This is a genomic window from Actinomycetota bacterium (assembly GCA_014360645.1).
Taxonomy (GTDB): Bacteria; Actinomycetota; Geothermincolia; order Geothermincolales; family RBG-13-55-18; genus Solincola_B.
Genome location: JACIXD010000002.1, coordinates 87,778 through 113,128, shown reverse-complemented (window position 1 = coordinate 113,128; position 25,351 = coordinate 87,778). Strand labels below are relative to the sequence as shown.

Sequence of the window (25,351 nt, the reverse complement as noted above, 5' to 3'; positions counted from 1 at the left end):
TCCGGGAGGGTCTCCCTCTGCAAGTTGATCGGCCCGCATACCGGTTCCGTCACTCCGAGCGGCAGGTAGCGCATCCCCAGGCCGGACAGCCATTCCGGGTCGAGGTAATCCGAGGCCCTGACCATCACCCCATGTCGAGCTCCGGGCATCGCGGATCGGCCGCGAGCTCATCCATTCCCCCGGGACGATGGGGAATCCCCGGTACCCCGGGCTGCTCCGCCTCCACGAGCTCTATGCGGGCGGGGTCCCCCCGGTCAAGGGCGGGAGAGGGGAAGAATATTCCGAGGAGGCCCTCAAACGGTCGGGAGAGGTAATAGTTGAGGTTCTTCTCTGGCGGCAACAGGCTGCCGGCCGCGGCCTCCAGCAGCGCGGCATCCGGCGCTTTTCCGTCCGCCAGCAGGTACAGCCGGGGAACCGCCCGGTCGGCCTGCTTTATCATCCCTATCCCCTCCTGCAGGTAGCCGGCATACTTCACCACCTCACGGCACAGGAGAAGGCGGCCTTCCCCGGTGACCAGTGGCCTGGTGAGCATGGAGCGGGCCACGTCCACGGCGCAGTTCACCCCCTGGACATTAAGGCCGGTGGGGATGCCCACCATGCCCGGGGCGGCTGAGGCGATGAAGGGGTTTCCCTGCGTGGGCCTGGGCACCATGAACATGGCCTCGTCGGAGAAGACGCCCCTCCGGTGGGGAACATGAAATCGCGCGCGTGGTAAACCGCACCACCCTGCGTGGCCCCCCCCGAAGACCGCGAACTGGTTGCAGAAGACGGCCTCGAAACCGACCATGACGCTCTGCAGGACCTCAAAGCCGGCGTTCAGGGTCAGGAGGTCCTTCATGGAGACGTCGTACCCCAGCTCGCGGCAGGCGTCGCACATGCCCCTCATCTCTTCCATGAACTCGAGGGGTATGGTGTCCCGGTTGGCGGCCACCAGCGTCTGTAGAAGCGCCCATATCAGGTTCCAGAGAAAGGGGTTCGCCCTCAGATCGACCTCCGTGCCCACGCCCGCCAGGAAATCGAAGACCGTGTTCTGGGGGAACTCGCGCGTCATCCTGTAGACGCCGGAGGGGCGCAGCCGCCCCTCGGCGTAGCCTCTCTGGTAGGCTTCCCCCTCCAGGTAGAGAAATCGTTTCCGGGAGTATTCTAACACCCCGTGGAAGTCGGCATGCGACTCCGCGGTCAACGTCGCTGACGCCCCGGCGAAGGCGGTGGGGACGTGGCGGGCGCGCGCATTCGGAGATTACCGCAAGCGTACGCGGGCCCCGTGGCCGCCTGCCGCAGACGGGCGTACGGTATCCGTTTGGCCGCGGAAGGCGCGCCTGGGAGCTCGATTGATAGGGGTCAGTGTATGAGATATGATGAGTTCATGGGAGCCCGCAGGGGGCTTTTTATAGTGGTGGTGGTCTGGAGGGACCGGAAAATGGAAGAAAAAGGGACGTTACGGGTGAAGACCGGCCTGGCGGAGATGCTCAAGGGCGGGGTGATCATGGACGTGACCACCCCGGAGCAGGCGATGATCGCCGAGGAGGCCGGAGCGGTGGCGGTGATGGCCCTGGAGCGGGTGCCGGCGGACATCCGCGCCGCCGGGGGGGTGGCGAGGATGGCCGACCCCGGGGTCATCGAGGCCATCATGCAGGCGGTGACCATACCGGTTATGGCCAAGGCGAGGATCGGGCATTTCGTGGAGGCGCAGATACTCGAGGCCCTGGGGGTGGACTACATCGACGAGAGCGAGGTGCTCACCCCCGCCGATGAGAAGAACCACATCGACAAGTGGCGCTTCACCGTGCCCTTCGTCTGCGGGGCTATAAACCTGGGCGAGGCCCTGCGCCGCATCGGCGAGGGGGCGGCCATGATCCGCACCAAGGGCGAGGCGGGCACCGGAAACGTGGTGGAGGCGGTGCGGCACATGCGCACCATAAACGCAGAGATAGCGCGCCTCACCGTGACCCCCCGGGACGAGCTCATGAGCGTGGCCAAGGAGATGGGCGCCCCTTACGACCTGGTGTGCTGGGTGGCGGAAAACGGCCGTCTCCCGGTGGTGAACTTCTCCGCCGGAGGCATTGCCACGCCCGCCGACGCCGCGCTGATGATGCAGCTGGGGGCGGACGGGGTCTTCGTGGGCTCGGGGATATTCAAGTCCGAGGACCCGGCCTCGAGGGCGCGCGCCATCGTGCGCGCGGTGACCCATTACGACGACCCCAAGGTGCTGGCGGAGGTCTCGCGGGGGATCGGCAAGGCCATGGCCGGGCTGGAGATAGCGGAGATCGGCCACGAGAACCTCATCCAGTTCCGCGGCTGGTGAGGGGCGTGAGCGCCCGGGAGGTGTATGCTTCCGCGGCCCTTAGCGTGTCCCCTGCAGTGAGGCGCGGGGAGGGACGGGACGCGGGAGGCGGAGGCCGGCCCCGCGGGCAGCGCCCGGTTTCGGAAGGGGCGCGGCGGGCGGCAAAGGAACGTAAGACGCGCTCGCGGAGGGACCTGTCCCCGCGGGCGTATGCGGATGCCGGAGAGAAAGAGGGATGAAGAAACCTACCATAGGCGTGCTCGCGCTGCAAGGAGCGGTACGCGAGCACCTACAGATGCTGGATAGGACAGGAGCTCGAGGGGTGGCGCTGAGGTATCCCGCCGAGCTCCATCTCTGCTCGGGGCTGATCATCCCCGGTGGGGAGAGCACCACCATCGGAAAGCTCATGATCGCCTGCGGGTTTCTCGAGGAAGTGAGGGAGCTGGTGCGTCAGGGCATGCCGGTCTACGGCACCTGCGCCGGCCTGATCATGCTCGCCAGCCGCCTGGTGGAGGGCGACCAGCCCCTGCTGGGGCTGATGGACATCACGGCGCGCCGCAACGCCTATGGGCGCCAGGTGGACAGCTTCGAGGTGGACCTGCACCTGAGGGGGATAGAGGATGCCGGACGGCCTTTCCGCGCGGTGTTCATCCGGGCCCCGTGGATCGAGGAGGCGGGCCCGGGGGTGGAGGTGCTGGGCGAGCACGGCGGACGGGCGGTGCTCGCCCGCGAGGACGGTATGCTGGTGTCCGCGTTCCACCCCGAGCTCACGGGGGACGACCGGGTACACCGCTTTTTCCTGCGCATGGTGGAGGGAGCCGCCCGAGGATGAAGGCTCCAGGGACAGGAGGATGAGATGTCAGGACATTCCAAGTGGTCGACCATCAAGCACAAGAAGGGAGCCCAGGACGCCAAGCGCGGGCAGCTCTTCAGCAAGCTCTCCCGCGCCATCATCGTGGCGGCGCGCGAGGGGGGCGGAAACCCCGAGATGAACATCGCCCTGGCCAACGCCATCGAGAAGGCCAAGAGTTACTCCATGCCCAAGGAGAACATCGAGAGGGCCATCAAGCGGGGCACGGGGGAGGGCTCCGCCGACAGCTTCGAGAAGATAGTCTACGAGGGGTACGGGGCCAACGGGGTGGCCATCATGGTGGACGTGATGACCGACAACCGCAACCGCGCGGCGGCGGACATCCGGCGCATCTTCTCGCGCACCGGCGGCAGCCTGGGGACCTCGGGCTCGGTGGCCTGGATGTTCGAGAAGAAGGGCAACATCATCGTCAACAAGGACACGGGCATAGATGAGGACCTGCTGCTGGAGACGGCCCTGGAGGCGGGGGCCGAGGACATGGTCACTGAGGACGACCACTGGGAGATCGTCACCGACGCCGAATCCTTCCGGGGCGTGCTGGAGGCGCTCAAGGAAAAGGGCTTCGAGCCGGCCTCGGCGGAGGTGACCATGCTGCCGAAGAACACCGTGAAACTGGACAAGGAGGCGGCGAAGAAGGTTCTGCGGCTGGTGGACGCCCTGGAGGAATACGAGGACGTGCAGGAGGTGTACGCCAATTTCGACATCCCGGACGAGATCCTCGAGGAGCTCTCAGAGGAATAGGATGCGGCGCGCGCGATGATCATCATGGGCATAGACCCCGGCCTCTCCTCCACCGGCTACGGGGTGGTGGAGAAGAGGGGGGATACCCTAAAGGCCCTGGGTTACGGCGGGATCGAGACCTCGCCACGCGAGAGCATGTCGTCACGCCTTGCTAAGATATACCGCGAGGTGAGCGAGCTCATAGCGCGCTACCGGCCCGACCTGGTGGTTCTGGAGGAGCTGTTCTTCAGCGCCAACGCCCGTAGCGCCATGGCGGTGGGCCAGGCCAGGGGAGGGATCATCCTGGCGGCGGCCCATGCCGGCGTGGGGGTGGAGGAATATACCCCCCTGCAGGTGAAGCAGTCGCTGGTGGGTCACGGGCGGGCGGACAAGAAGCAGGTGGAGTACATGGTCAAGGCGCTGTTGCGGTTGGAGGACGACCCGGGATCCTCCCACGCCAGCGACGCCCTGGCCCTCGCCATCTGCCATGCCCACAGCGAGAGGATGCTCGGCCGCATAGAGGAGAAGAAGCGGAGCGCGGGCTCCCGCAAGCCACCGCACAAGAAGAGGGAATGCGGATGAGCCTCCCTCCGCGGGTCGGCGGGTCGCGGTGCCCCGGGATGCCGGGCGCAGGCGGGACATGCGCGTGCCGAGCGGCATGTCCGTCCCGGGATGGCGGGGACCGGAAAGGAAGGACGCGTTGATCGATTACGTGCAGGGAGTGCTGTCGGAAAAGAGCGGCGAGGGGGTGGTGATCGACGTGGGCGGGGTGGGGCTCTGGCTCTTCGTGTCCGGCTACACCCTGCAGGGCCTTCCCGCGGTGGGGGAGAGGGTGAGGCTCTACGGCTACCTGCACGTCAAGGAGGACCTCCTCCAGCTCTACGGCTTCTCCGGCCGCGCGGAACGAGAGGTCTTCCAGAAGCTCATCACCGTGACCGGCATCGGGCCCAAGGTGGCCCTGGCGGTGCTCTCCGCCTACGACCCCGACACCTTCGTGCGGCTGCTTGCCGCGGAGGACCTGGAGGCCATCACCTCCGTGCCGGGGGTGGGCAAGAAGAGCGGACAGAGGATGATCGTGGAGCTCAAGGACAAGCTGGTTCCGGAGGGCATGGAGGTCGCCTCCCCCGCAGCAGGAGCGGGGGGAGACATGCTTCGGGAGGCCAGGGAGGCCCTGAAGGAGTTGGGATATTCAGCCCAGGAGGCCAGGCGCGCGCTGGAGGGCTACGCCGCCGACGAGCCGAGCCTCGAGGACCTCCTGCGCTACGCCCTGAAACGCCTGGGAGGAGGCTGAAGCGCATCTTGCGGGAGGCGCCGCGCCGGAGAGGAACGGGGAGCCCATGGAAGAGGACAGAGAGGAGATGGCCGGGGACCTGGGAGTGGGCGACGGTAGGCTGCTGGATCCGGAGCCCCTGGAGGACGAGGGCGACCTCGACCTCACCCTGAGGCCGCGCTGGATCTCCGAGTTCATAGGCCAGGACCGCATCCGCGAGCACCTGGAGATCTTCATCTCCGCCGCGCGGGGGCGCAGGGAACCCCTGGATCACGTCATCCTCTCCGGTCCGCCGGGCCTGGGGAAGACCACCCTGGCGGGGATCATCGCCAACGAGATGGGCGTGACCTGCCGCCAGACCTCGGGCCCGGCCCTGGAGCGCGCCGGGGACCTGGCCTCCATCCTCACCAACCTTGAGCCGGGAGACGTGCTCTTCATCGACGAGATCCACCGCCTGAACCGGTCGGTGGAGGAGGTCCTCTACCCCGCCATGGAGGATTTCAAGCTGGACATCATCGTGGGCAAGGGTCCGGCGGCGCGCTCCATCCGTCTCGATCTCCCTCCCTTCACCCTGGTGGGAGCGACCACCCGCGCCGGGTTGCTCACCTCCCCCCTGCGAGACCGCTTCGGGGTGCAGAGCAGGCTTGATTATTACACCCGGGAGGAGCTGCAGGCCATCATCATGCGCTCCGCGCGCATCCTCGCCGTGGATATCGACGAGGGGGGAGCGTGCGAGCTGGCGCGGCGCTCGCGGGGGACCCCGCGCATCGCCAACCGCCTCCTGCGCCGCGTGAGGGACTATGCCCAGGTGAGGGCGGGAGGCAGGATAACCTTCGAGGTGGCGTGCGAGGCCCTGGCCCTCTTCGAGGTGGACGAGATGGGGCTGGATAAGGTGGACAAGATGATCCTCCTCACCATCATCGAGAAGTTCGGGGGCGGGCCGGTGGGGGTGAACACCCTGGCGGTCTCGGTGGGGGAGGAGATCGACACCATCGAGGAGGTCCACGAGCCCTACCTGCTGCAGATCGGATTCATGCAGCGGACCCCGCGGGGCAGGGTGGCCACGGACAACGCCTACCGCCACCTGGGACTGGCGAGAAGTGGGGAAAACACTCTTTTTTAAGCCGGGGGGGCTGGTACCGCAACCCCTCGGGCGACCCCGAAAGGCCGACGGGAGGTGAGGTCTGTGCGCGGACTGCTGGTGGACGCGTGCTGCGGCCCATGCGCGCTGTCGGCCCGGCGCGAGGTCGCCGTTCCCTCGCGGGACCCGCATTTCCTCTTCTATAACCCCAACGTGCACCCCTACCGCGAGTACCGCAGGAGGCTGGAGAGCTTCGAGGAGCTGATGATGGGGGAGGGGCTGGTGTACACCGTGCTCCCCTACGAGCCCGAGGAGTGGATAAGGGCGGTGGCCTACCGCGAGGAGACCCGCTGCGAGATCTGCTACCGCCTGCGGCTGCGGCGCGCCGCCGACTTCGCCCTCGAGGAGGGATACGCGACCCTCACCACCACCCTCTTTGCCAGCCCCTACCAGGACCACGAGCTCCTCTCCCGCCTGGGAGCTTCCATATGCCGCAGCCGCGGCCTGGATTTCGTGGTCTGGGACGGAAGGGAGAGCTACCGTTCCTGCCTCGAGGAGGCGAGGAGGAGGAAGCTCTACACCCAGCCCTACTGCGGTTGCATCCTCAGTGAGCGCGAGCGCTACGACCGCCGCAGGGGGGGCGGCGGGCAGCGCGGGAGCTGAAGGGACGGCGGGGAGCCAGATGAGGACCGACCTCTTCGACTATCACCTCCCCCCCGAACTCATCGCCCAGCATCCCGCCGAGCCGCGAGGGGCCTCCCGCCTGCTGGTGGTGGACTGCGAGAGTGGAAAGATCTCCCATCGCCGCTTCTCCGACCTCCCGGAATACCTGGAGCGAGGGGACTGCGCGGTCTTCAACCGCACCAGGGTGAGGAGGGCGAGACTGCGCGGGAAGAAGGCGGGGACCGGAGGCGGGGTGGAGCTGCTCCTTCTCTCCCGCGACCGGGGCGGCGAGTGGGAGGCCTTAGCCAGGCCGGCGCGCAGGCTGCGGCCCGGCGCCAGGGTGGTCTTCGGGCGGGGCGAGCTGGAGGCCGAGGTGCTGGAGGTGAGGGAGGAGGGGAGGATAAGGGTCCGCCTGAGCCCCGGGGAAGCGGAGCTACAGGAGGAGCTGGTGGAGCGGCTGGGGGAGGTTCCTCTTCCTCCCTACATCAGGGAAAAGCTCGCGGACCCCGAGAGGTACCAGACCGTTTACGCCGCGGAGACGGGTTCAGCGGCCGCCCCCACCGCCGGTCTGCATTTCGACCACCGGGCCATGGAGGAGCTGGAACGCAGGGGGGTGACCCTGGCCTTCCTGCGCCTGGACGTGGGCCTGGACACCTTCCGCCCCATAGCCACAGAGGAGCTGGAGGGACACCGCATGCACCGCGAGGAGCTGGAGGTGGACGCCGCCGCCTGCGAGGCGGTGAACGCGGCGCGCGGGCGCGGGGGGAGGGTGCTCGCGGTGGGCACCACGGTGGTGCGGGCCTTGGAGAGCGCGGCGGGGGAGGGCGGGCTGGAGCCCTACCGCGGCCCCACGGAGTTGTTCATCGCCCCCGGCCACCGCTTCCGGGCCGTGGACCTGCTGCTCACCAACTTCCACCTGCCGCGCTCCACCCTGCTGGTGCTGGTGTGCGCCTTCGCGGGAAGGGAGCTGGTGCTCAAAGCCTACCGCGAGGCGGTGGAGGCGCGCTACCGCTTTCTGAGCTTCGGGGACGCCTGCCTCTTCCTCTATCCTCACGGCTGGAGGGAGCCCCCGTGTTGCTCCCCTCCCGGCCCCTGTTTATGATATGCGGCATGAGATCTGGAGGCGAAAGAGGCGGGGAGCGGGACATCGGCTTCCGGGTGGTGAAGCGCGACGCCGCGACCCGCGCGCGCGTCGGGCTACTGCGCACCGCCCACGGCGAGGTGGAGACACCCGCCTTCCTGCCCGTGGGGACGCGCGCCACCGTCAAGGCCATGGCGCCCTGGGAGCTCGAGACTTTGGGGTACCGTATGCTCCTCGCCAATACCTACCACCTGCTCCTGCGGCCGGGAACGGTGCTCATCCGGGAGATGGGCGGCCTGCATGCCTTCATGGGATGGCCGTATCCTCTGCTGACCGACAGCGGGGGCTTCCAGGTGTTCTCCCTCTCTCCCACCCTCCGCGTACAACCGGAGGGGGTCGAATTCCGCTCCATCTACGACGGCAGCCGTCACCTGCTCAAGCCGGAGGGCGCGGTGAAGGCGCAGGAGGAGCTGGGGTCCGACGTGGCCATGGTCCTCGACCAATGCGTGGCCTATCCCGCCGCGAGAAGGGAGGTGGAGGAGGCGGTGGAGACCACCCTGGAATGGGCGCGCAGGTCCCTGGCGGCGCGCACCCACCCCGACCAGCTTCTCTTCGGGATAGTGCAGGGCGGGGTCCACGAGGACTTGAGGGAGAGGAGCGCCCGCGAGACCGCGGCCTTGGGATTCCCAGGGTACGGCATCGGGGGGCTTTCGGTGGGGGAGCCCCGGGAGGTCATGCTGGCGTGCCTGGAGGTGCAGGTCTCCATACTTCCCGAGGACAGGCCCCGACACCTGCTGGGGGTGGGGGACCCGGAGAGCCTCCTGGAGGCGGTGGCCCTCGGGGTGGACCTCTTCGACTGTGTTCTCCCCACGCGCATGGCCCGCAACGGCGTGGCCATGACCCGGGAGGGAAAGCTCAATCTGCGCAACGCGCGCTACCGCTCCGACGTCCGTCCCCTGGAAGAGGGATGCGAGTGCCCGGCGTGCGGGCGCTTCACCCGCGCCTACCTCAGGCACCTGCATACCCTGAACGAGATCCTGGCTCACCGGCTTATCACCTGGCATAACCTGGCCTTCATGCGGCGCCTGATGCTGGATTGCAGGGCGGCGATCGAGGCTGGTAGAATGTTTGAGTTGGTCCGGGAATGGAAGGGCTGGGAGGAGCGCGTTCCCGGCGGGTGAGGCCGCGGAGAGCGGTCTTTTCCCGGCGGTTGACAGAGTAAAGGAGTGGCCCCGCGCTGGCGGGGCCGGGTAGGGACGGTCCGAAAGGCAGGCTGATATGGAAGGCAGCAACCAGTGGATATCCATCTTGCTCATCGTGGGCTTGATCGCCATATTCTACTTCATGCTCATCAGGCCGCAGCAGAAACGCATGCGCCAGCAGATGGAGCTCATCAACAGCCTCCGGGCGGGCGACGAGGTCATGACCTCCTCCGGCATCTACGGCACCATCACCGAGATCGAGGAGGACACCGTGCTCCTGGAGGTGGCCGAGGACGTGGAGATACGCGTGGCCAAGAGCGCCATAGCGCGCACCTTCACCTCCCGCGAGGGGCCCGGGGACGAGGAGGAGCCGGAGGAGGACTCCGCGTCCGAGGAGGTCTCGTCCGGGGAGGAGGCGGCCGGAGAAGAGGAAGAGGGCTGAAGGCCGCCGTAGAGCCGCGCATGTCGCGCCGCACGTGCGGGCACGGGGATGGGGCACCGGCTTATCGCGAGCGCCAGCTCGTGCCGGAAAGCCGCCAGGTCTCGCCGGTGAGAGGAAATCCGCGGCCCGCCTGCAGGGAGTCATCGGCGCGTCAGGCGGCCTGAGGCCGCGAGCCGCGGTGGGGGCGTGGGACGCATGTCGTACGGGTCAAGGGTGACGAAGACGAGCGGAGGTTGAGATTGAAGACCGGAAGGGCGCTTGGTCTGCTCGCGGTGTTGCTGGCGGTCCTGCTGGGTATCTATCTTCCCGTGCTCATCGGCGGATACGAGCCCCAGCTGGGTCTGGACCTGCAGGGAGGGGTGAGCGTCACCCTGCAGGCGCTGGGAGAGGCGTCCGGCGAGCAGATGGCCAAGGCCGCGGACATCGTACGCAACCGCGTCAACGCCCTGGGGCTGGCCGAGCCGGTGGTGGCGCCCCAAGGGAACAACCGCATCCTGGTGCAGATCCCGGGCATACAGGACACGGAGCGGGTGCTCTCCATCATCGGCAGCACCGCCCAACTCCAGTTCCGAGAGGTGCTGGAGGTGATCTACCCCGGTGACGAGGCCTACGAGAGCACGGAGATAACCGTCCCCGACCCCGAGGACATCGAGGCCTACCAGGCCCTCAAGGACCAGGAGATAGTGTTGCTGTACCGCAAGGCCGATACGGAGGAGAAGCCCAAGGTGCGCATGGGCCCTACCCGCCTCACCGGGGACATCATCGCCTCGGCGGAAGCGGCGGTGGACGAGCAGAAGGGCGGTTACAAGATCGATTTCACCCTCACCGACGAGGCCACTCCCCAGTTCGCCTCCCTCACCCAGGAGCTGCTCCAGAAACAGCTGGCCATCGTCCTCGACTATAACCTGGAATCTTTTCCCACCGTGCAGTCGGCCATCGAGAACGGTAAAGGGGAGATCACCGGCAGCTTCACCCGCGAGGAGGCGCGCGACCTAGCGCTGGTGCTGAAGATGGGGGCGTTGCCGGTGGAGTTCGAGCCCGACCCCCTAGTGGAGAACATCAGCGCCACCCTGGGGAGGGATTCCCTGCGCCAGGGGCTTTGGGCGGGGCTCTTGGGGCTGGTGCTGGTGGTGCTGTACATGGCTTTTATGTACCGGGGATTGGGAGGAGTGACCACCGTAGCCCTGGCCATCTTCGCCCTGCTCGTCTACGGTATCGTGTGCCTGCTAGGCAGGTTCCTCGACTGGAAGCTCACCCTGGCGGGGATCGCCGGCGTGGTGGTGTCCATCGGCATCTCCGCCGATTCCAGCGTGGTGTATTTCGAGCGCCTGAAGGAGGAGGTGCGCGACGGCAAGACCCTGCGTTCCTCCGTGGACCGCGCCTACAAGTCGGCTTTCCGCACCATCATCGCCGCCGACGCGGCCACCTTCATCACCGCCTTCATCCTCTGGATACTGGCCATGGGCGCGGTGAAGGGCTTCGCCTTCGCCCTGGGGCTGGCCACCATCCTCGACGTCTTCATCTCCTATTTCTTCACCCACCCCGCGGTGTCCCTCCTCTCGCGGCTCAAGATCTACAACCGGCCGCGCTTCGTGGGGGTGGGCCGGGAGGTCACGGGGGGTGAGGGCTGATGTTCGTACGCGGCAAGGAGGTCAAGTTCAACCTGGTGGGCGCGCGGGCCTTCGCGCCTCCCAACCTCTACTGGTTCGCCTTCTCGGGGGCGCTCATCGTCCTCTCCCTGGTGGCCATGTTCGCCGTGGGCCTCAACCTGGGCATAGAGTTCAAAGGCGGGTACCTGCTCAAGGTGAGACTGGATAGGCCCGCGGACGTGGAGGAAGTCCGCGGCATCCTGGGAGATTACTCCGGACAGGGCCTGGAAAAGAGCATCGTGCAGACGGGAGAATCGGACGCGGGGCCGGTGCTCATCCTGCGCATGCCCTATATCCAGGACGCCCAGGCGCGCAGGGACACCGTTACCGAGGTCACCTCCCGCATCGACGACCTCTACGGCATCGAGGAGAAGTTGCAGGAAGAGCAGGTGGGCTCGGAGTGGGGACGCGAGGTGAGCGTAAAGGCCCTCGTGGCCCTGGCGGTCTTCCTGGTGGTGATCCTGGTCTATATAACTCTGCGCCTGGAGTTCAAGATGGCGGTGACCGCCATCGCCGCCCTGGTGCACGACACCGTCATCACCGTGGGCATCTATGCGCTCTCGGGCAGGCAGGTGACGCCGGTGACGGTGATCGCCTTCCTGACCATCCTGGGTTATTCCCTCTACGACACCATCGTGGTCTTCGATCGCGTGGAAGAAAATGCCAATCTGATGGCCCGTTCCGGCAGGATCTCCTACGCGGACATGGTGAACGAGAGTGTAAACCAGACCCTCATGCGCTCCATAGGAACCACCCTCACCACCCTGTTGCCCATCATCACCATCCTCGTCTTCGGCGGCGAGACCCTCAAGGACTTCGCCTTCGCCCTCTTCCTGGGGGTTCTCCTGGGCGCCTACTCCTCCATCTTCGTGGCCTCGCCCCTGCTGGCCCTATGGAAGGAGAGGGAGCCGCGCTACGCCGCTCTGCGCGAGAAGGTGGAGGCCAGGGGAGCGCGCGAAGCCATCCTCATAACCACCCCCGGGAACGCCGTCTCCGCCGCGGCCGGTAAGGGCCAAAAGCCCGCGCCGGCGCGGGAAGGAGCGGCCTCTGAGGCCGGCGAGAGCGCGCCTTCGGAGGGAGAGGCGCGGGGCGAGAAGGGCAAGCCGGCGCCCGCGGCGGCGAGGAAGCCGGCCCCAGCCCAGAGGAAGAAGGCCACCACCAAGGGGCCCTCGGGCGGCAAGAAGAAGAAAAAGAAGAAGAAGTAACGCCCCGGGAGGAGCCCGGCCCGGCGGGGGGCCGCCTCTCGCCCGCGACTCCGCGGGCGGCGGACGCCTTCCCACCCCCGATTCACGCCCGATGCCGCAACGTCGCAGCAGGCGCTGATGCTGTAACGTTGCGGTAGGCGCTTTGGGTTGAAAAAGTTTGAGAGACCACCCTATCATCCTGACAAACCAAGCAGATTCGACGAGAAAAAGGGGCGGTCTCCCGCCCGTTTCCCTGGTCAGCGCCGTGGCGGATATGGCAATATCATCTATATAGGCTCCCGCGTGCCGGTTCCCCGGCGGAGAGGACCGGAGCGGCGGACATTCCGGAGGCATGCCTTGTCGCAGTCCATAGAAGCGCTACTGCAGAAGGTCAAGTCGTACAACGGGAAGGGCGACACCAAGCTCATCCGCGAGGCCTACGAGTTCGCCCGCATCCACCACGCAGAGCAGTTGCGCCGCAGCGGCGAGGAGTTCATCCTGCATCCCCTGGGAGTGGCGCACATCCTGGCGGACATGCAGATGGACGAGACCACGCTGGCGGCGGCCCTCCTGCACGACGTGGTGGAGGACACCGAGATCACCCTGGAGGAGGTCAAGAAAAGGTTCGGCCCCGAGGTGGCGGAGATCATCGACGGCGTCACCAAGCTGGACCGCATCACCTTCCGCAACCGCCAGGAGGAGCAGGCGGAGAACTTCCGCAAGATGATCGTGGCCATGGCCCGGGACATCAGGGTGGTGATCATCAAGCTGGCGGACCGCCTGGACAACATGAAGACCATCGGCCACCTCTCGGAGGAGAAGCAGCGCGAGAAGGCGCGGGAGACCCTGGAGATCTACGCCCCCCTCGCCCACCGCCTGGGCATATCGCAGCTGAAATGGCAGCTGGAAGACCTCGCCTTCGCAACCCTCTATCCCCTGCGCTTCCAGGAGATCGTGCAGATGGTGAACCAGCGCAGGCCGGAGCGGGAGGGGTACATAAAGAAGGTGGAAAAGGAGCTGGGGGCGGTGCTCAAACAATCGCACATCAAGGCGGAGATCGGCGGGAGGGTCAAACATTACTACAGCATCTACTCCAAGATGAAGGAGCAGGGCAAGCAGTTCGACGAGATCTACGACCTCTTCGCGGTGCGCGTCATCGTGGGCACCAAGGAGGAATGCTACACGGTGATGGGGATCATCCACTCCCTGTGGCAGCCCGTCCCGGGGCGCATCAAGGACTACATCGCCAAGCCGCGCTTCGGTATTTATCAGAGCCTGCACACCACGGTCATCGGCCCCCAGGGAAAGCCCCTGGAGATACAGATACGCACCCACGACATGCACCGTACGGCGGAATACGGCATCGCGGCGCACTGGCGCTATAAGGAGGCGCAGCGCTCCCAGGAGCGCGTCCGCGAGAGGCTGGCCTGGATAAAGCGCATCGTGGAATGGCAGCACGACCTCTCGGACCCCCAGGAGTTCATGGAGAGCCTGAAGATCGACCTCTTCCAGGACGAGGTGTTCGTATTCACCCCCAAGGGGGACGTCATCGACCTTCCCCGGGGGGCGACGCCGGTGGACTTCGCCTATGCCATCCACACCGAGGTGGGGCACCACTGCGTGGGGGCCAAGGTGAACGACCGGCTGGTGCCGCTGGAATACAGGCTGCGCAACGGAGATATCGTCACCATCATCACCTCCAACACCTCCCCGGGGCCCTCCAAGGACTGGCTGAACATAGTGGGCACGGCGCGCGCCAGGACCAAGATCAGGCAGTGGTTCACCAGGGAGAGGCGGCAGGAGGACGCCCACGAGGGCAGGGAGACGCTGGTGAAGGCCATGCGCAAGGCGCGCCTCCCGGTACAGAAGATCCAGGGGAGCGACATGCTGGAGTCCATCGCCAAAGAGGAGTACGGTTTCGTCTCCCTCGAGGACCTCTACGCCAGCATCGGGGCGGGCAAGACCAGCGCGCAGCAGGTGGTGAACGTGGTCACCGCCAGGCTGGGTCCGGTGGAGGAGGAGCCGGAGCGCCCCGTACCCTCCCGGCGCCGCAAGCCCCCCGCCTATACCAAGGGGGTGAGGGTGGAGGGGGTGGAGAACGTGCTGGTGCGCATCGCCCACTGCTGCAACCCCGTGCCCTACGACACCATCATCGGCTTCGTCACCCGCGGCCGCGGCGTCTCCGTGCACCGCGCTGACTGCCCCAACGCCCTGCACATGATCGAGCAGCAGTACCGCAGCATCGAGGTCAGCTGGGACACCCAGCAGCCCACCTCCTTCCAGGTGGAGATATGCGTGGAGGCCATGGACCGCCCCCGCCTGCTGCGGGATATCACCACGGTGATGGGCGAGTACCACGTGAACATCCTCTCCGCCACCATGAACATCAACCGCGAGCGGGTGAACGTGAGCCGCTTCTCCTTCGAGCTGTCCAATATCGCCCACCTCGAGGACATCCTGCGCAACATCCGCAAGGTGGACTCCGTTTACAACGCCTACCGCGTGGTGCCTCGGAGGATGAAATGACGGCGGGGATCGCAGCGGCGGAGAGGGAGGTCGCCTGGGGGAGGAGGGACACGTGAGGGCGGTGGTGCAGCGCGTCTCCTCGTGTCGCGTCCGCGTGGACGGAGAGGAGGTCTCCGCCATCGGCAAAGGCCTCCTGGTGCTGCTGGGGATAGCCCGGGACGACGGCGGGGAGGACGTCGACTTCGTGGTCAACAAGGTGGTCAACCTGCGCATATTCGACGACGGCGAGGGACGCCTCAACCTCTCCCTCCGGGACGTGGGGGGAGAGCTTATGGTGGTCTCCCAGTTCACCCTCTACGGGGACGCGCGCAAGGGGCGCAGGCCTAGCTACGTCATGGCCGCGCCGCCCGAACGGGCCCAGGAGGTCTACGAGATGGCCTGCGAGGCCTTCGCGCGCGCGGGATTCCCCCCTGCCAGGGGGGTTTTCCAGGCCCACATGGAGGTGGAGCTGACCAACGACGGCCCGGTGACCATCATCCTGGAATCCCCCTCCACGCGGGGCGAGGCGTGGGAGGGCGGCGCCTGAAGGTCCCGCGGGGCGCGCTTCCCATGCCGGTCTAAAGGGCACACGGGAGGTCGAACCGAGCGACGACGGCCCGGTGACCACCAGGCTGACAAAATATGGCAGGAGAGGGGAGCGTGCGGTGAGACGGAACCCCCGCGCATGCGGCTCCCTGTGGAGACCCTTCCGCTCCAGGGGTTATAATGTCCTGAAAAACCGAGGGAAAGGCGAGCCATGTTCATCGACGCCCTCAGCCTGGGCATGCTGGCGACCAACTGTTATATACTGGCGCCCGACAGACGTTCTCAGGCGGTGGTCATCGACCCGGCGGGAGAGGTGAAGACCATCGTCTCTCGCCTGCACCGGGCGGAGCTGGAGTGCGTGGGCATCCTGTGCACCCATGGCCACGTGGATCACGTAGCGGGCGCGGGGCCGCTGAGCGATGCCGTGGGGGCCCCCGTGTACATCCACGCCGACGATGCCGGAGCCCTCGCCAGCCCGCGCACTAGGCTCATAGGCCTGGCCGGAGGAGTGCTCTCCACCCGCCCCCGCCAGGTCCGTTATCTGGAGGACGGCGACCGCGTGGAGGCCGGTGACCTGGTGTTGGAGGTCCTGCACACCCCCGGGCACACCCCCGGCGGGCTCAGCTTCTACCTCCCCGGCTATCTCTTCTGCGGCGACCTCATCTTCCAGGGCTCCATAGGGAGGACGGACCTCAAGGGCGGCTCCCTGCAGACCCTGCTGCGGTCGGTGGCGGAGAAGGTCTGGGGACTGCCCGACGACACGCGCATCATGCCGGGGCACGGTCCCGCCACCACCCTGGGAGAGGAGAGGGCCCATAACCCCTTCCTGAGGGGACTGGGCTCGAGGGGGGCGGGAAGGCCGTGAGGGACTGGGAGAGGGCCGCGCGCATGGAGGCCAGGGCGCCCAGGGGCACCATGGACATCCTCCCGCCCGAGAGCGGCAGGAGGCGGAGGGTCGTGGAGGCGGCCACCGCCCTCTTCCGCGCCTACGGTTACCGCGAGATCGAGGTCCCCGTCTTCGAACACACCGAGGTCTTCGCCCGCGGCATCGGCGAGGGGACGGACATCGTTCAGAAGGAGATGTTCACCTTCACCGACAAGGGGGGCCGCAGCCTCACCCTGCGTCCCGAGGCCACCGCGGGGGTGGCGCGCGCCTTCGTACAGCACCGTATGGACGCCTCGGGGCTGCCGGTGAAGCTCTATTACCAGGGACCCATGTTCCGCCACGAGAGGCCGCAGGCGGGACGGTTCCGCCAGTTCGGCCAGCTGGGCGTGGAGCTGATCGGTTCTGCCCTCCCGGGGTGCGACGCCGAGGTCATCGCCCTCTGCGCGCACTGCCTGGAAAGCCTGGGCGTGAGGACGGAACTGGTGATCAACAGCGTGGGGGAAGGGGAATGCCGGGCCGCTTACGCGGCGGCCCTTGCCGCTTACCTGGATAAAGACCGGGAGGGTCTGTGCGAGGACTGCCGGCGGCGCGCACGCACCAACCCCCTGCGGGTGCTGGACTGCAAGGTCGAGAGATGCTCGCGCGTGATCGCGGAGGCTCCGGAGCTGGAAGGGTACCTCTGCCAGGCTTGCCGCGAACACCTCGCGGCGGTGGAGGAGTTGCTTGCGACGGCGGGCGTGGCCTTCCGGCGCGACGGGCGCCTGGTGCGCGGGCTGGATTATTACACCCGCACCGTCTTCGAGTTCCGCGATCCCGAGCTGGGGGCGCAGAACGCTCTGGCGGCGGGGGGCCGCTACGACCGCCTGGTGGAGGAGCTGGGCGGGAGGCCGACCCCGGCGGTGGGGTTCTCCATCGGTCTCGAGAGGGTGATGCTCGCCGGGGCCGAGGCGGGAGAGGAGGAGGAGAGAGGGGTCTTCGTGCTCGCCATCGGAGCGGAGGCACGGGTGAAGGCCTTCAGCCTGGCGCAGGAGCTGAGGAAGGCTGGATTGCCCGCGGACCTCGACCACCTGGGCCGCAGCCCCAAGGCCCAGATGCGGGAGGCCGACAGGGAGGGGTTCCGCCTGGTGGCCATCGTGGGCGAGGAGGAGATGGCGGGCGGGTTCGTCACCCTTCGGGACCTGGAAGCGGGCGCCCAGGAAAGGGTCGAGGAAGAGCGCCTGCCGCGGACGGTGAGGGAGCGGATGCGCGGAGGGTCAGGCCTGGGGGGAGGACGCCCGGGCGGCATGGAGGTCACCGACGGAACGGAGCTGAGCCCATGAGCACGGATCGGGGAGAGTGGAGAAAACGCGACCGCTGGTGCGGGGAGCTGCGCCGCGAGCACGCCGACAGCGAGGTCATCCTCAACGGCTGGGTGCAGAGGCGTAGGGACCACGGCGGGGTGGTGTTCATAGACCTGCGCGACATAAGCGGGCTGGTCCAGGTGGTGTGCAACCCAGAGGTGAGCGCAGAGGCCCACGCCGTGGCCGAGGGGGTGCGGGGGGAATACGTCCTCTACATCCGGGGCAGGGTTAGGATGCGTCCCGAAGAGGCCGTAAACCCCAGGCTCTCCACGGGCGAGGTGGAGGTGATGGCCGAGGAGGTGGGGGTGATATCCACGTCCCTCACCCCGCCCTTCGAGATCCAGGAGGAGAGCGAGGTGGACGAGGCCCTGCGCCTGCGCTACCGCTACCTGGACATCAGGAGGCCGGACCTCCGCGAGGCCCTGGTCCTGCGCAGCCGGGTCACCGAAGAGGTGCGCGGCTTCCTCTCCGCACGTGGCTTTCTGGAGATCGAGACCCCCATCCTCACCAAGAGCACCCCCGAGGGGGCAAGGGATTTCGTGGTGCCCTCAAGACTGCAGCCGGGCAAGTTCTACGCCCTCCCCCAGTCTCCCCAGCTCTTCAAGCAGCTGCTGATGGTGGCGGGACTTGACAGGTATTACCAGATAGCGCGCTGCTTCCGCGACGAGGACCTGAGGGCGGATCGTCAGCCGGAATTCACCCAGATAGACCTGGAGATGTCCTTCGTGGAACCCGAGGACGTCATCTCCCTCATGGACGAGATGTTCGCCCACCTCTTCCGGCGCTTCCTGGACGTGGAGTTGCGCATCCCTTTCCCGCGCCTCACCTGGCGCGAGGCCATGGAACGTTACGGCACCGACCGCCCCGACCTGCGCTACGGCATGGAGATAAAGGATCTCTCCCCCGTGTTTGCTGGCAGCGGGTTCAAGGTCTTCCGTTCCGCACTGGAGGCGGGGGGCCGCGTGCGCGGCTTCAGGATCGACGGCCTGGTGTCGCCCCCGCGCCGCGAGCTGGACGAGATGGTGGAGGAGGCGCGGCGTCTGGGCGCCTCGGGTCTGGTGTGGATGGTGCGCGAGGGCGAGGGCCTGAAGTCCCCGGTGGCAAAGTTCCTCTCCGAGGAGGAGAGGAGGGCGCTGATAGGCGCCTCGGGACTGCGGGAGGGGGAGGTGCTGGTGCTGGCGGCGGGCGGCGAGGAGACCGGCGCCCTGCTGGCGGGGATGCGGGATTACTGCGCCCGCCGTTTCGACCTCCCGCGCGGCGAGAGGTTCGCCTTCGCCTGGGTCACCGAATTCCCTCTCTTCGACTGGGACGAGGAGGAGAAGCGCTACAGGAGCAACCACCATCCCTTCACCGCGCCGTCCCGGGACAGCCTGGACTTCCTGGAGGAGAGGCCGCTGGAGGCGACCTCTCTGTCCTACGACATGGTGCTGAACGGAGTGGAGCTGGGCGGAGGGAGCATCCGCATCCACGACCCCGAGGTACAGGAGAGGGTGTTCGCGGTGCTGGGGATATCCCGGGAGGAGGCCCGGGACAAGTTCGGTTTCCTCCTGGAGGCACTGCGTTACGGGGCTCCTCCCCACGGCGGCATCGCCTACGGCCTCGACCGCGTGGTCATGCTCATGGCGGGGAGGGATTCCATCCGCGACGTCATCGCCTTCCCCAAGACGCAGTCTGGAAGCGACCCCCTCACCGGGGCTCCGGACGCGGTGTACCCCGAACAGCTGAGGGAGCTGCGCCTGCGCCCGGTCTAAGGGGTGGCGTATATGGCCGGGGGATGAGGGGATGCTCCGGGATGGAATGTGGGAGGGCGGGCGCGCTGCCCGAGGCGGCCGTGCGTTGGTCGAGAAGGGGCCTGTTCGGCGCGGATATCGGGATGTCGGATGGGCCGACGGCCCGGGGAGCGGGAGGTGGGAGGAGCCCCGGAAGGGAAAGATAAGGGTGGATAAGGAGAGACGAGAGCAAGGCGGGGAGCGGCCGCGGCGAGGACGCGGAGGATAAGATGGAGGTCATCGTAGCCAGGTACGCGGGGTTCTGCCCCGGCGTGAGGCGCGCCGTGAGGATGGTGGAGGAGACCCTGAAGGCATCCGACCGGGTCTTCTCCCTGGGGCCGGTCATACATAACCCCCAGGTGGTGGCGGAGCTGGAGGCGAAGGGGCTGCGAATCCTTCCCGAGGACGAGGGGTCCTGGGAGGCGGTGGGACTCCGCGGGGCACGGGTGGTGGTGCGCTCACACGGCATACCCCCCTCCCAGTCGGAATCCCTGCAGCGCATGGGGGCCACCCTGGTGGACGCCACCTGCCCCACGGTGAAGAAGGCGCAGCGGGCGGCCATGCGCCTGGTGGGGGAGGGCTACAGGCTCTTCGTGATCGGGAACGCCGACCATCCCGAGGTGGAGGCGATACTGGGGCATGTGGGCGGTGACGCGGTGGTCATCAAGGAGATCCAAGAGCTCAAGGACTGGTGGGAAGCCTGGCCGCGCAAGATCCGCAAGGTGGGGTTGATCGCTCAGACCACCGTGGACCTGTTCATGTTCCGGTCCCTGGTGGACGGGCTCATCAACGAGGTCCCGGAGCTCATCCGCGAGGTCATGGAGCTGAAGATCATCAACACCCTGTGCCGCAACACCCTCTCCCGCCAGGCGGAGGCCCTGCAGCTGGCGCTGGCCAGCGACCTGGTGGTGGTAGTGGGGGGCAGGAACAGCTCCAACACCGAGTTCCTGCGCCGCATCTGCGAGATGGCCGGCGCGCGGGTGTTCAAGGTGGAGACGGCGGAGGAGCTGGACATCCCCGTATCGGAAGGGGCGCGGAAGGCGGCGGTGCTGGGCGGCGCCTCCACGCCCCTGCGTATGGTGGAAGAGGTGCGGGATCGGCTGGTCTCTGCATAGGCGTGAACGTGTGGGGTGAGGAGATGTCGCAGGTGATCATGCCATCGCAGGAGAGCGCCGCCAGGTCCTATATCGGGGACATGGGGCGCTACCGGGAGATGCACCGCCGTTCCCTGGAGGACCCCGAGGGCTTCTGGTCGGAGCAGGCGGAATCCCTGTCCTGGTCCAGGCGCTGGGAGAAGGTGCATACCTGGGATCAGGAAGGTTATCTCTGCAGGTGGTTCGAGGGGGGGCGGCTGAACGCCTCCCACAACTGCCTGGACCGCCACTTGGAGGAAGGCAAGGGCGAGAGGACCGCCATCATCTGGGAGCCGGACGAGCCGGGTCCCGGCGAGACATACTCCTATTCCCGCCTCCACGGGGAGGTCTGCAGGTTCGCCAACGTATTGAGAAAACACGGCATCGGCAGGGGAGACCGCGTGTGCATATACCTGCCCATGGTCCCCGAGCTGCCGGTGGCCATGCTCGCCTGCGCACGCATCGGCGCCGTGCATTCCGTGGTCTTCGCGGGCTTTTCCTCCGACGCCCTGCGGGGCCGCATCCTGGACAGCGGCTGTCGCGCCCTGGTCTGCGGCGACGCCGTGAGGAGGGGAGGCAGGATCATCCCCCTGAAGGAGAACGTGGACGAGGCCCTCGCGGAGCCCACCGGGGTGGAGAGGGTCTTCGTGGTGGGGCGCGCCGGGACGGAGGTGGAGATGGCCTTGGGGCGCGACCTGTGGTGGGAGGAGGAGATGGGGGCGGAGGACATCGGGCCGCATTGCCCGCCCGCGGAGATGGAGGCCGAGGACCCCCTCTTCATCCTCTATACCAGCGGCAGCACCGGCAAGCCCAAGGGGGTCCTGCACACCACCGCCGGCTACCTGCTGCACGCCTCGCTCACCCACCGCTGGGTGTTCGGCATCCACGACGACGACGTGTGGTGGTGCACGGCGGATATCGGATGGGTGACGGGACACAGCTATATCGTCTACGGCCCCCTCGCCAACGGGGTCACGCAGGTGATGTTCGAGGGCGTGCCCACCTACCCTCAGCCGGACAGGTATTGGAAGATTGTGGAAAAATACGGGGTCACCGCGCTCTACACCGCTCCCACCGTGCTGCGTTCACTCATCCGGGAGGGCGAGGAATGGACGCGCACCGCCGATCTTTCGTCTCTGCGCGTCCTGGGCTCGGTGGGGGAGCCCATCAACCCCGAGGTGTGGCTATGGTATCACCGGCGCATCGGGGGAGGGCGCTGCCCGGTCATCGACACCTGGTGGCAGACGGAGACGGGAGGGGTGCTCATCACCTCCATCGCCGGCACCACCCCCATGAAGCCGGGCTCCGCGGGCTTCCCCTTCTTCGGGGTGGATGCCGTGGTGCTGGACCCGGAGGGCAGGGAGTGCGCGCCGGGCGAGAGCGGGACCCTCTGCCTGCGCAGGCCTTGGCCGGGGATGATGCGCACCGTCTACGGCAACCACGACCTCTTCGTGAAGAACTACTGGAGCGTCTATCCCGGACATTACGTCAGCGGCGACGGCTGCCGGGTGGACGAAGACGGTTTCTTCTGGATGGAAGGCCGCATCGACGACGTGATCAACGTCTCGGGTCACCGCATCGGCACCGCCGAGGTGGAGAGCGCCCTGGTGGGACACCGCTACGTGTCCGAGGCGGCGGTGGTGGGAGTGCCCCACGAGATAAAGGGGCAGGGCATCTACGCCTTCGTCACCCTGAAGGCGGAGTACGAGGACCTGGATGGAGAGGAGGTGAGAAAGGAGCTGACCGCCCACGCCCGCAAGGAGATCGGGCCCATCGCCACGCCGGACGTGATCCAGTTCGCGCCCGCCCTCCCCAAGACGCGCAGCGGAAAGATCATGCGCCGCATCCTGCGCAGGATAGCCGAGGGGTCCGGGGGCGAGGACCTGGGAGACACCAGCACGCTGGCCGATCCCTCCGTGGTGGAGACCCTGGTGGAGGGGAGGAGGCTCCAGGAGAGAAGACAGTGACGGCCGCGTCGCAGCATCGTTGGCAACAGGGCAGGGAGTAAAAAGGAGAGCAACAATGACAGAAGAAAAACTCGCCAATCCGGCCGTGCTGGGGCTGACCTGTTTCGGCCTCACCACCATCCTGCTGAACCTGCACAACGCGGGCCTCTTCAAGCAGGACGCATCCATACTGGCCATGGGCCTCTTCCTGGGCGGACTGGCCCAGATCATCGCCGGGGTGATGGAGTTCAAGAAGGGCAACACCTTCGGCACCACCGCCTTCATCGCCTACGGGTCCTTCTGGCTCACCCTTGTCTTCATCATCGTCGGCAAACCCTTCCTGGGGGAGCGGCTGGGACTGGAGGCGAGCAACCGGGGCCTGGCCTGGTACCTCTTCATCTGGGGCGTGTTCACCACCTTCCTTTTCATCGGCACCTTCAAGGTGAACCGGGTCCTCCAGGCGGTATTCGCCACCCTCATCGTGCTCTTTTTCCTCCTGGCCATCTCCTTCGGCTGGGGCAACGGCGGTCTGCTGAAGGTTGCGGGGGTGATCGGTATCGTCTGCGGGTCCCTGGCCGCCTACCTGGCGGTGGCGGAGCTGCTGAACGAGATGTACGGCCGCACCCTCTTTCCCATCTGGCCGGTGGGAGAGAAGGAGAGCTACAAGCGCCCTGAGGACCTCTGAAGACGCCCGGGCCACGCGGGTCGCGAAAACGATATGTACGGCCGCACCCTCTTTCCCATCTGGCCGGCGGGAGAGAAGGAGAGCTACAAGCGCCCTGAGGACCTCTGAGTCTGCGACGGCATCGCGGGACGAGAGGCGTAAACCCTTAAAGCGCGCCCACTCCGGGCGTTGTCAGAGCGCCTCTCTTCCGCCCTGCCCGCGGGGGCGGGGAAGATGTGTCCGCGTCAGTGAACGCGGCGGGCGGTTGTGGTAGCATAAAGGCCAGGAGAGGAAAATTGGGCCCGACCCTGTGCGTCGAAGCCGTGCGTTATCGTTGAGCCAACACTTCGATCGAGGGAGCCGCTTTCCGAGGGAGGACGCAATGCCCCGATCCCGGGTAGGGGACTGCGGAGACCCGAGGTAGGTGCCCACCTGCGAGGGCGCAGGTTCATAGATAGCGGTGGGGACGGCAGGGTGGAGCCCATCCTTTTTAATGACTCCGCGGCCCGTCCTCCACGGCCGCTTTCCCACCCTCCCCGCGATCATCTTCGGACCCCGCGTGGAGGGCGGCGGCTTTTCCGTGAGCCGATGTCCAGCCGCGCGTTTATAATGGCCTTGAGGCAGGAGGATGGCTTCGCCGGCGGAGGCTCCGGGGAAGGGACGGACATGGACCTCTTCACATACCGCAGGGAGGAACTGGGAAGGGAGCAGGCCCCCCTGGCCACGCGTATGCGCCCGCGGACCCTGGAGGAGTTCGTGGGACAGGAGAAGGTGGTGGGAGAGGGCACCTACCTCAGGAGGGCCATCGAGGAGGACCGCCTCCAGACCGCCATCTTCTGGGGTCCCCCGGGCTCGGGCAAGACCACCCTGGCGGCCATCATCGCCAACCTCACCCGAGCTCACTTTCGGCAGCTCTCGGCGGTCACCAGCGGGGTGGCGGAAGTGCGCGCGCTGATCAGGGAGGCGGAGGACAGGCTGGCCATGGAGGGCGCCAGGACCATCCTCTTCATCGACGAGATCCACCGCTTCAACAAGGCGCAGCAGGATGCCCTGCTTCCGGCGGTGGAACAGGGGACCGTGGTGCTCATCGGAGCCACCACCGAGAACCCCTACTTCGAGGTGAACTCGGCCTTGGTCTCGCGTTCCAAGATCTTCCGACTCGAGCCCTTGAGTGAGGAGGAGATAAGGACGGTGGTGGAGAGGGCTCTAACCGACGCCGAGAGGGGACTCGGGTCCGCGGGACTGGCGGTGGACGAGGAGGCCCTGGAGCATATCGTGCGCACGGCGGGGGGCGATGCCAGGTCCGCCCTCAACACCCTGGAGGCAGCCGCGCTCCTGGCCTCGGAGAAAGGGGGGAGGCGGCACGTGGACCTGGCGGTGGCGGAGGAGGCGGCGCAGCGCAGGGCGCTGCTCTACGACAAATGGGGAGATTCCCATTACGACACCATATCGGCGTTCATCAAGTCCATGCGCGGCTCCGATCCCCATGCTGCGGTCTACTGGCTGGCCCGCATGCTCAAGGCGGGAGAGGACCCGCGTTTCATCGCCCGGCGCATGGTCATCTTCGCCAGCGAGGACGTGGGGCTGGCGGACAGCCGCGCCCTGGTGGTCGCCGATGCCGCGGCGCGGGCGGTGGAATACGTGGGCATGCCGGAATGCGGTCTCAACCTGGCCCATGCGGCCCTTTACCTTGCCCTCGCTCCCAAGAGCAATTCCGCCACCCGGGCCATAGCGGCGGCCTCTCGTGAAGTGGAGGAGGGGGCCGCAGCTCCTGTGCCCCCCCATCTCAGGGACGCGCATTACCGGGGGGCGGCGGAGCTCGGGCACGGAGTCGGATATCTATACCCGCACCACTTCCCCCGCCATTATGTGGAGCAGGAATACCTCCCGCGGGGCATGGAGGGCAGGAGATACTACGAGCCGGGCGGCGAGGGAGAGGAGGCCGAGCTGGCCGAGGGATGGATGGAGCGCCTCCGGGGAGCTACGGAAGGAGGGCGCCGCGGATCCGGAGGCGATGAGCGCGGCGGGACCGGGAGCGGTTCCCGGGACGGGGAGGGACGCCAGGGGGGCCCAACAGGGAGATGAGGGTGTACCTCCCGGGTTGCCGCCGCCGGC

At 67.1% G+C, this 25,351-nt stretch carries 22 protein-coding genes; 21 read left to right on the top strand and 1 reads right to left on the bottom strand.

Going from position 1 to position 25,351, the window contains the following annotated elements; genetic code table 11:
- Positions 1-124: 124 nt before the first annotated feature.
- Positions 125-1,183, bottom strand: coding sequence for a hypothetical protein (locus tag H5T74_01980; protein ID MBC7229146.1), 1,059 nt, complete (start codon positions 1,181-1,183; stop codon positions 125-127).
- 237 nt (positions 1,184-1,420) lie between these two features.
- Here H5T74_01980 and pdxS point away from each other — a divergent pair, with 237 nt between their 5' ends.
- The 21 genes from pdxS (at position 1,421) to H5T74_01875 (ending at position 25,321) form a co-directional block, all read left to right on the top strand.
- Positions 1,421-2,305 (top strand): pyridoxal 5'-phosphate synthase lyase subunit PdxS, encoded by an 885-nt coding sequence (gene pdxS / locus H5T74_01975; GenBank protein ID MBC7229145.1) that lies wholly within the window; start codon positions 1,421-1,423, stop codon positions 2,303-2,305.
- 214 nt (positions 2,306-2,519) lie between these two features.
- On the top strand, positions 2,520-3,116 hold the full coding sequence (gene pdxT, locus H5T74_01970) for a pyridoxal 5'-phosphate synthase glutaminase subunit PdxT (protein MBC7229144.1): 597 nt from the start codon (positions 2,520-2,522) through the stop codon (positions 3,114-3,116).
- Positions 3,117-3,140: 24 nt separating this feature from the next.
- Positions 3,141-3,896, top strand: a complete 756-nt coding sequence (locus H5T74_01965) for a YebC/PmpR family DNA-binding transcriptional regulator (protein MBC7229143.1) — start codon at positions 3,141-3,143, stop codon at positions 3,894-3,896.
- A gap of 15 nt (positions 3,897-3,911) precedes the next feature.
- Positions 3,912-4,457 (top strand): crossover junction endodeoxyribonuclease RuvC, encoded by a 546-nt coding sequence (ruvC, locus tag H5T74_01960; protein MBC7229142.1) that lies wholly within the window; start codon positions 3,912-3,914, stop codon positions 4,455-4,457.
- Positions 4,458-4,575: 118 nt separating this feature from the next.
- Entirely contained in the window at positions 4,576-5,166 is a 591-nt protein-coding gene (gene ruvA, locus H5T74_01955) for a Holliday junction branch migration protein RuvA (GenBank protein ID MBC7229141.1), read from the top strand.
- Positions 5,167-5,233: 67 nt separating this feature from the next.
- Positions 5,234-6,268, top strand: coding sequence for a Holliday junction branch migration DNA helicase RuvB (gene ruvB / locus H5T74_01950; GenBank protein ID MBC7229140.1), 1,035 nt, complete (start codon positions 5,234-5,236; stop codon positions 6,266-6,268).
- A 63-nt stretch (positions 6,269-6,331) separates the two neighbouring features.
- Complete coding sequence (locus H5T74_01945; GenBank protein ID MBC7229139.1) at positions 6,332-6,889, top strand: epoxyqueuosine reductase QueH; 558 nt, start codon at positions 6,332-6,334, stop codon at positions 6,887-6,889.
- Between the two features lie 19 nt (positions 6,890-6,908).
- On the top strand, positions 6,909-7,991 hold the full coding sequence (gene queA, locus H5T74_01940; protein ID MBC7229138.1) for a tRNA preQ1(34) S-adenosylmethionine ribosyltransferase-isomerase QueA: 1,083 nt from the start codon (positions 6,909-6,911) through the stop codon (positions 7,989-7,991).
- 8 nt (positions 7,992-7,999) lie between these two features.
- Positions 8,000-9,151, top strand: a complete 1,152-nt coding sequence (tgt, locus tag H5T74_01935; protein ID MBC7229137.1) for a tRNA guanosine(34) transglycosylase Tgt — start codon at positions 8,000-8,002, stop codon at positions 9,149-9,151.
- A 97-nt stretch (positions 9,152-9,248) separates the two neighbouring features.
- Positions 9,249-9,614, top strand: a complete 366-nt coding sequence (gene yajC / locus H5T74_01930) for a preprotein translocase subunit YajC (GenBank protein MBC7229136.1) — start codon at positions 9,249-9,251, stop codon at positions 9,612-9,614.
- A 233-nt stretch (positions 9,615-9,847) separates the two neighbouring features.
- A complete protein-coding gene (gene secD, locus H5T74_01925) occupies positions 9,848-11,245 on the top strand; it encodes a protein translocase subunit SecD (GenBank protein MBC7229135.1) in 1,398 nt (465 codons plus the stop codon).
- On the top strand, positions 11,245-12,468 hold the full coding sequence (gene secF, locus H5T74_01920; protein MBC7229134.1) for a protein translocase subunit SecF: 1,224 nt from the start codon (positions 11,245-11,247) through the stop codon (positions 12,466-12,468). The genes secD and secF overlap by 1 nt, the downstream gene beginning before the upstream one ends.
- Positions 12,469-12,804: 336 nt before the next feature.
- Positions 12,805-14,973, top strand: a complete 2,169-nt coding sequence (locus H5T74_01915) for a bifunctional (p)ppGpp synthetase/guanosine-3',5'-bis(diphosphate) 3'-pyrophosphohydrolase (GenBank protein ID MBC7229133.1) — start codon at positions 12,805-12,807, stop codon at positions 14,971-14,973.
- Positions 14,974-15,025: 52 nt separating this feature from the next.
- A complete protein-coding gene (locus H5T74_01910; protein ID MBC7229132.1) occupies positions 15,026-15,499 on the top strand; it encodes a D-tyrosyl-tRNA(Tyr) deacylase in 474 nt (157 codons plus the stop codon).
- 210 nt (positions 15,500-15,709) lie between these two features.
- Entirely contained in the window at positions 15,710-16,363 is a 654-nt protein-coding gene (locus H5T74_01905; GenBank protein ID MBC7229131.1) for an MBL fold metallo-hydrolase, read from the top strand.
- A 23-nt stretch (positions 16,364-16,386) separates the two neighbouring features.
- A complete protein-coding gene (locus H5T74_01900; protein ID MBC7229130.1) occupies positions 16,387-17,703 on the top strand; it encodes a histidine--tRNA ligase in 1,317 nt (438 codons plus the stop codon).
- Positions 17,700-19,475 carry an aspartate--tRNA ligase gene (gene aspS / locus H5T74_01895; protein ID MBC7229129.1) on the top strand — a complete coding sequence of 592 codons (1,776 nt, stop codon included), beginning with the start codon at positions 17,700-17,702 and terminating at the stop codon, positions 19,473-19,475. Before H5T74_01900 ends, aspS begins: the two co-directional genes overlap by 4 nt.
- 248 nt (positions 19,476-19,723) lie before the next feature.
- Entirely contained in the window at positions 19,724-20,608 is an 885-nt protein-coding gene (gene ispH, locus H5T74_01890) for a 4-hydroxy-3-methylbut-2-enyl diphosphate reductase (GenBank protein ID MBC7229128.1), read from the top strand.
- A gap of 23 nt (positions 20,609-20,631) precedes the next feature.
- Positions 20,632-22,593, top strand: a complete 1,962-nt coding sequence (gene acs / locus H5T74_01885) for an acetate--CoA ligase (GenBank protein MBC7229127.1) — start codon at positions 20,632-20,634, stop codon at positions 22,591-22,593.
- Between the two features lie 55 nt (positions 22,594-22,648).
- Positions 22,649-23,257, top strand: coding sequence for an acetate uptake transporter (locus H5T74_01880; GenBank protein ID MBC7229126.1), 609 nt, complete (start codon positions 22,649-22,651; stop codon positions 23,255-23,257).
- Between the two features lie 645 nt (positions 23,258-23,902).
- Positions 23,903-25,321 carry a replication-associated recombination protein A gene (locus H5T74_01875; protein ID MBC7229125.1) on the top strand — a complete coding sequence of 473 codons (1,419 nt, stop codon included), beginning with the start codon at positions 23,903-23,905 and terminating at the stop codon, positions 25,319-25,321.
- Positions 25,322-25,351: the final 30 nt, after the last annotated feature.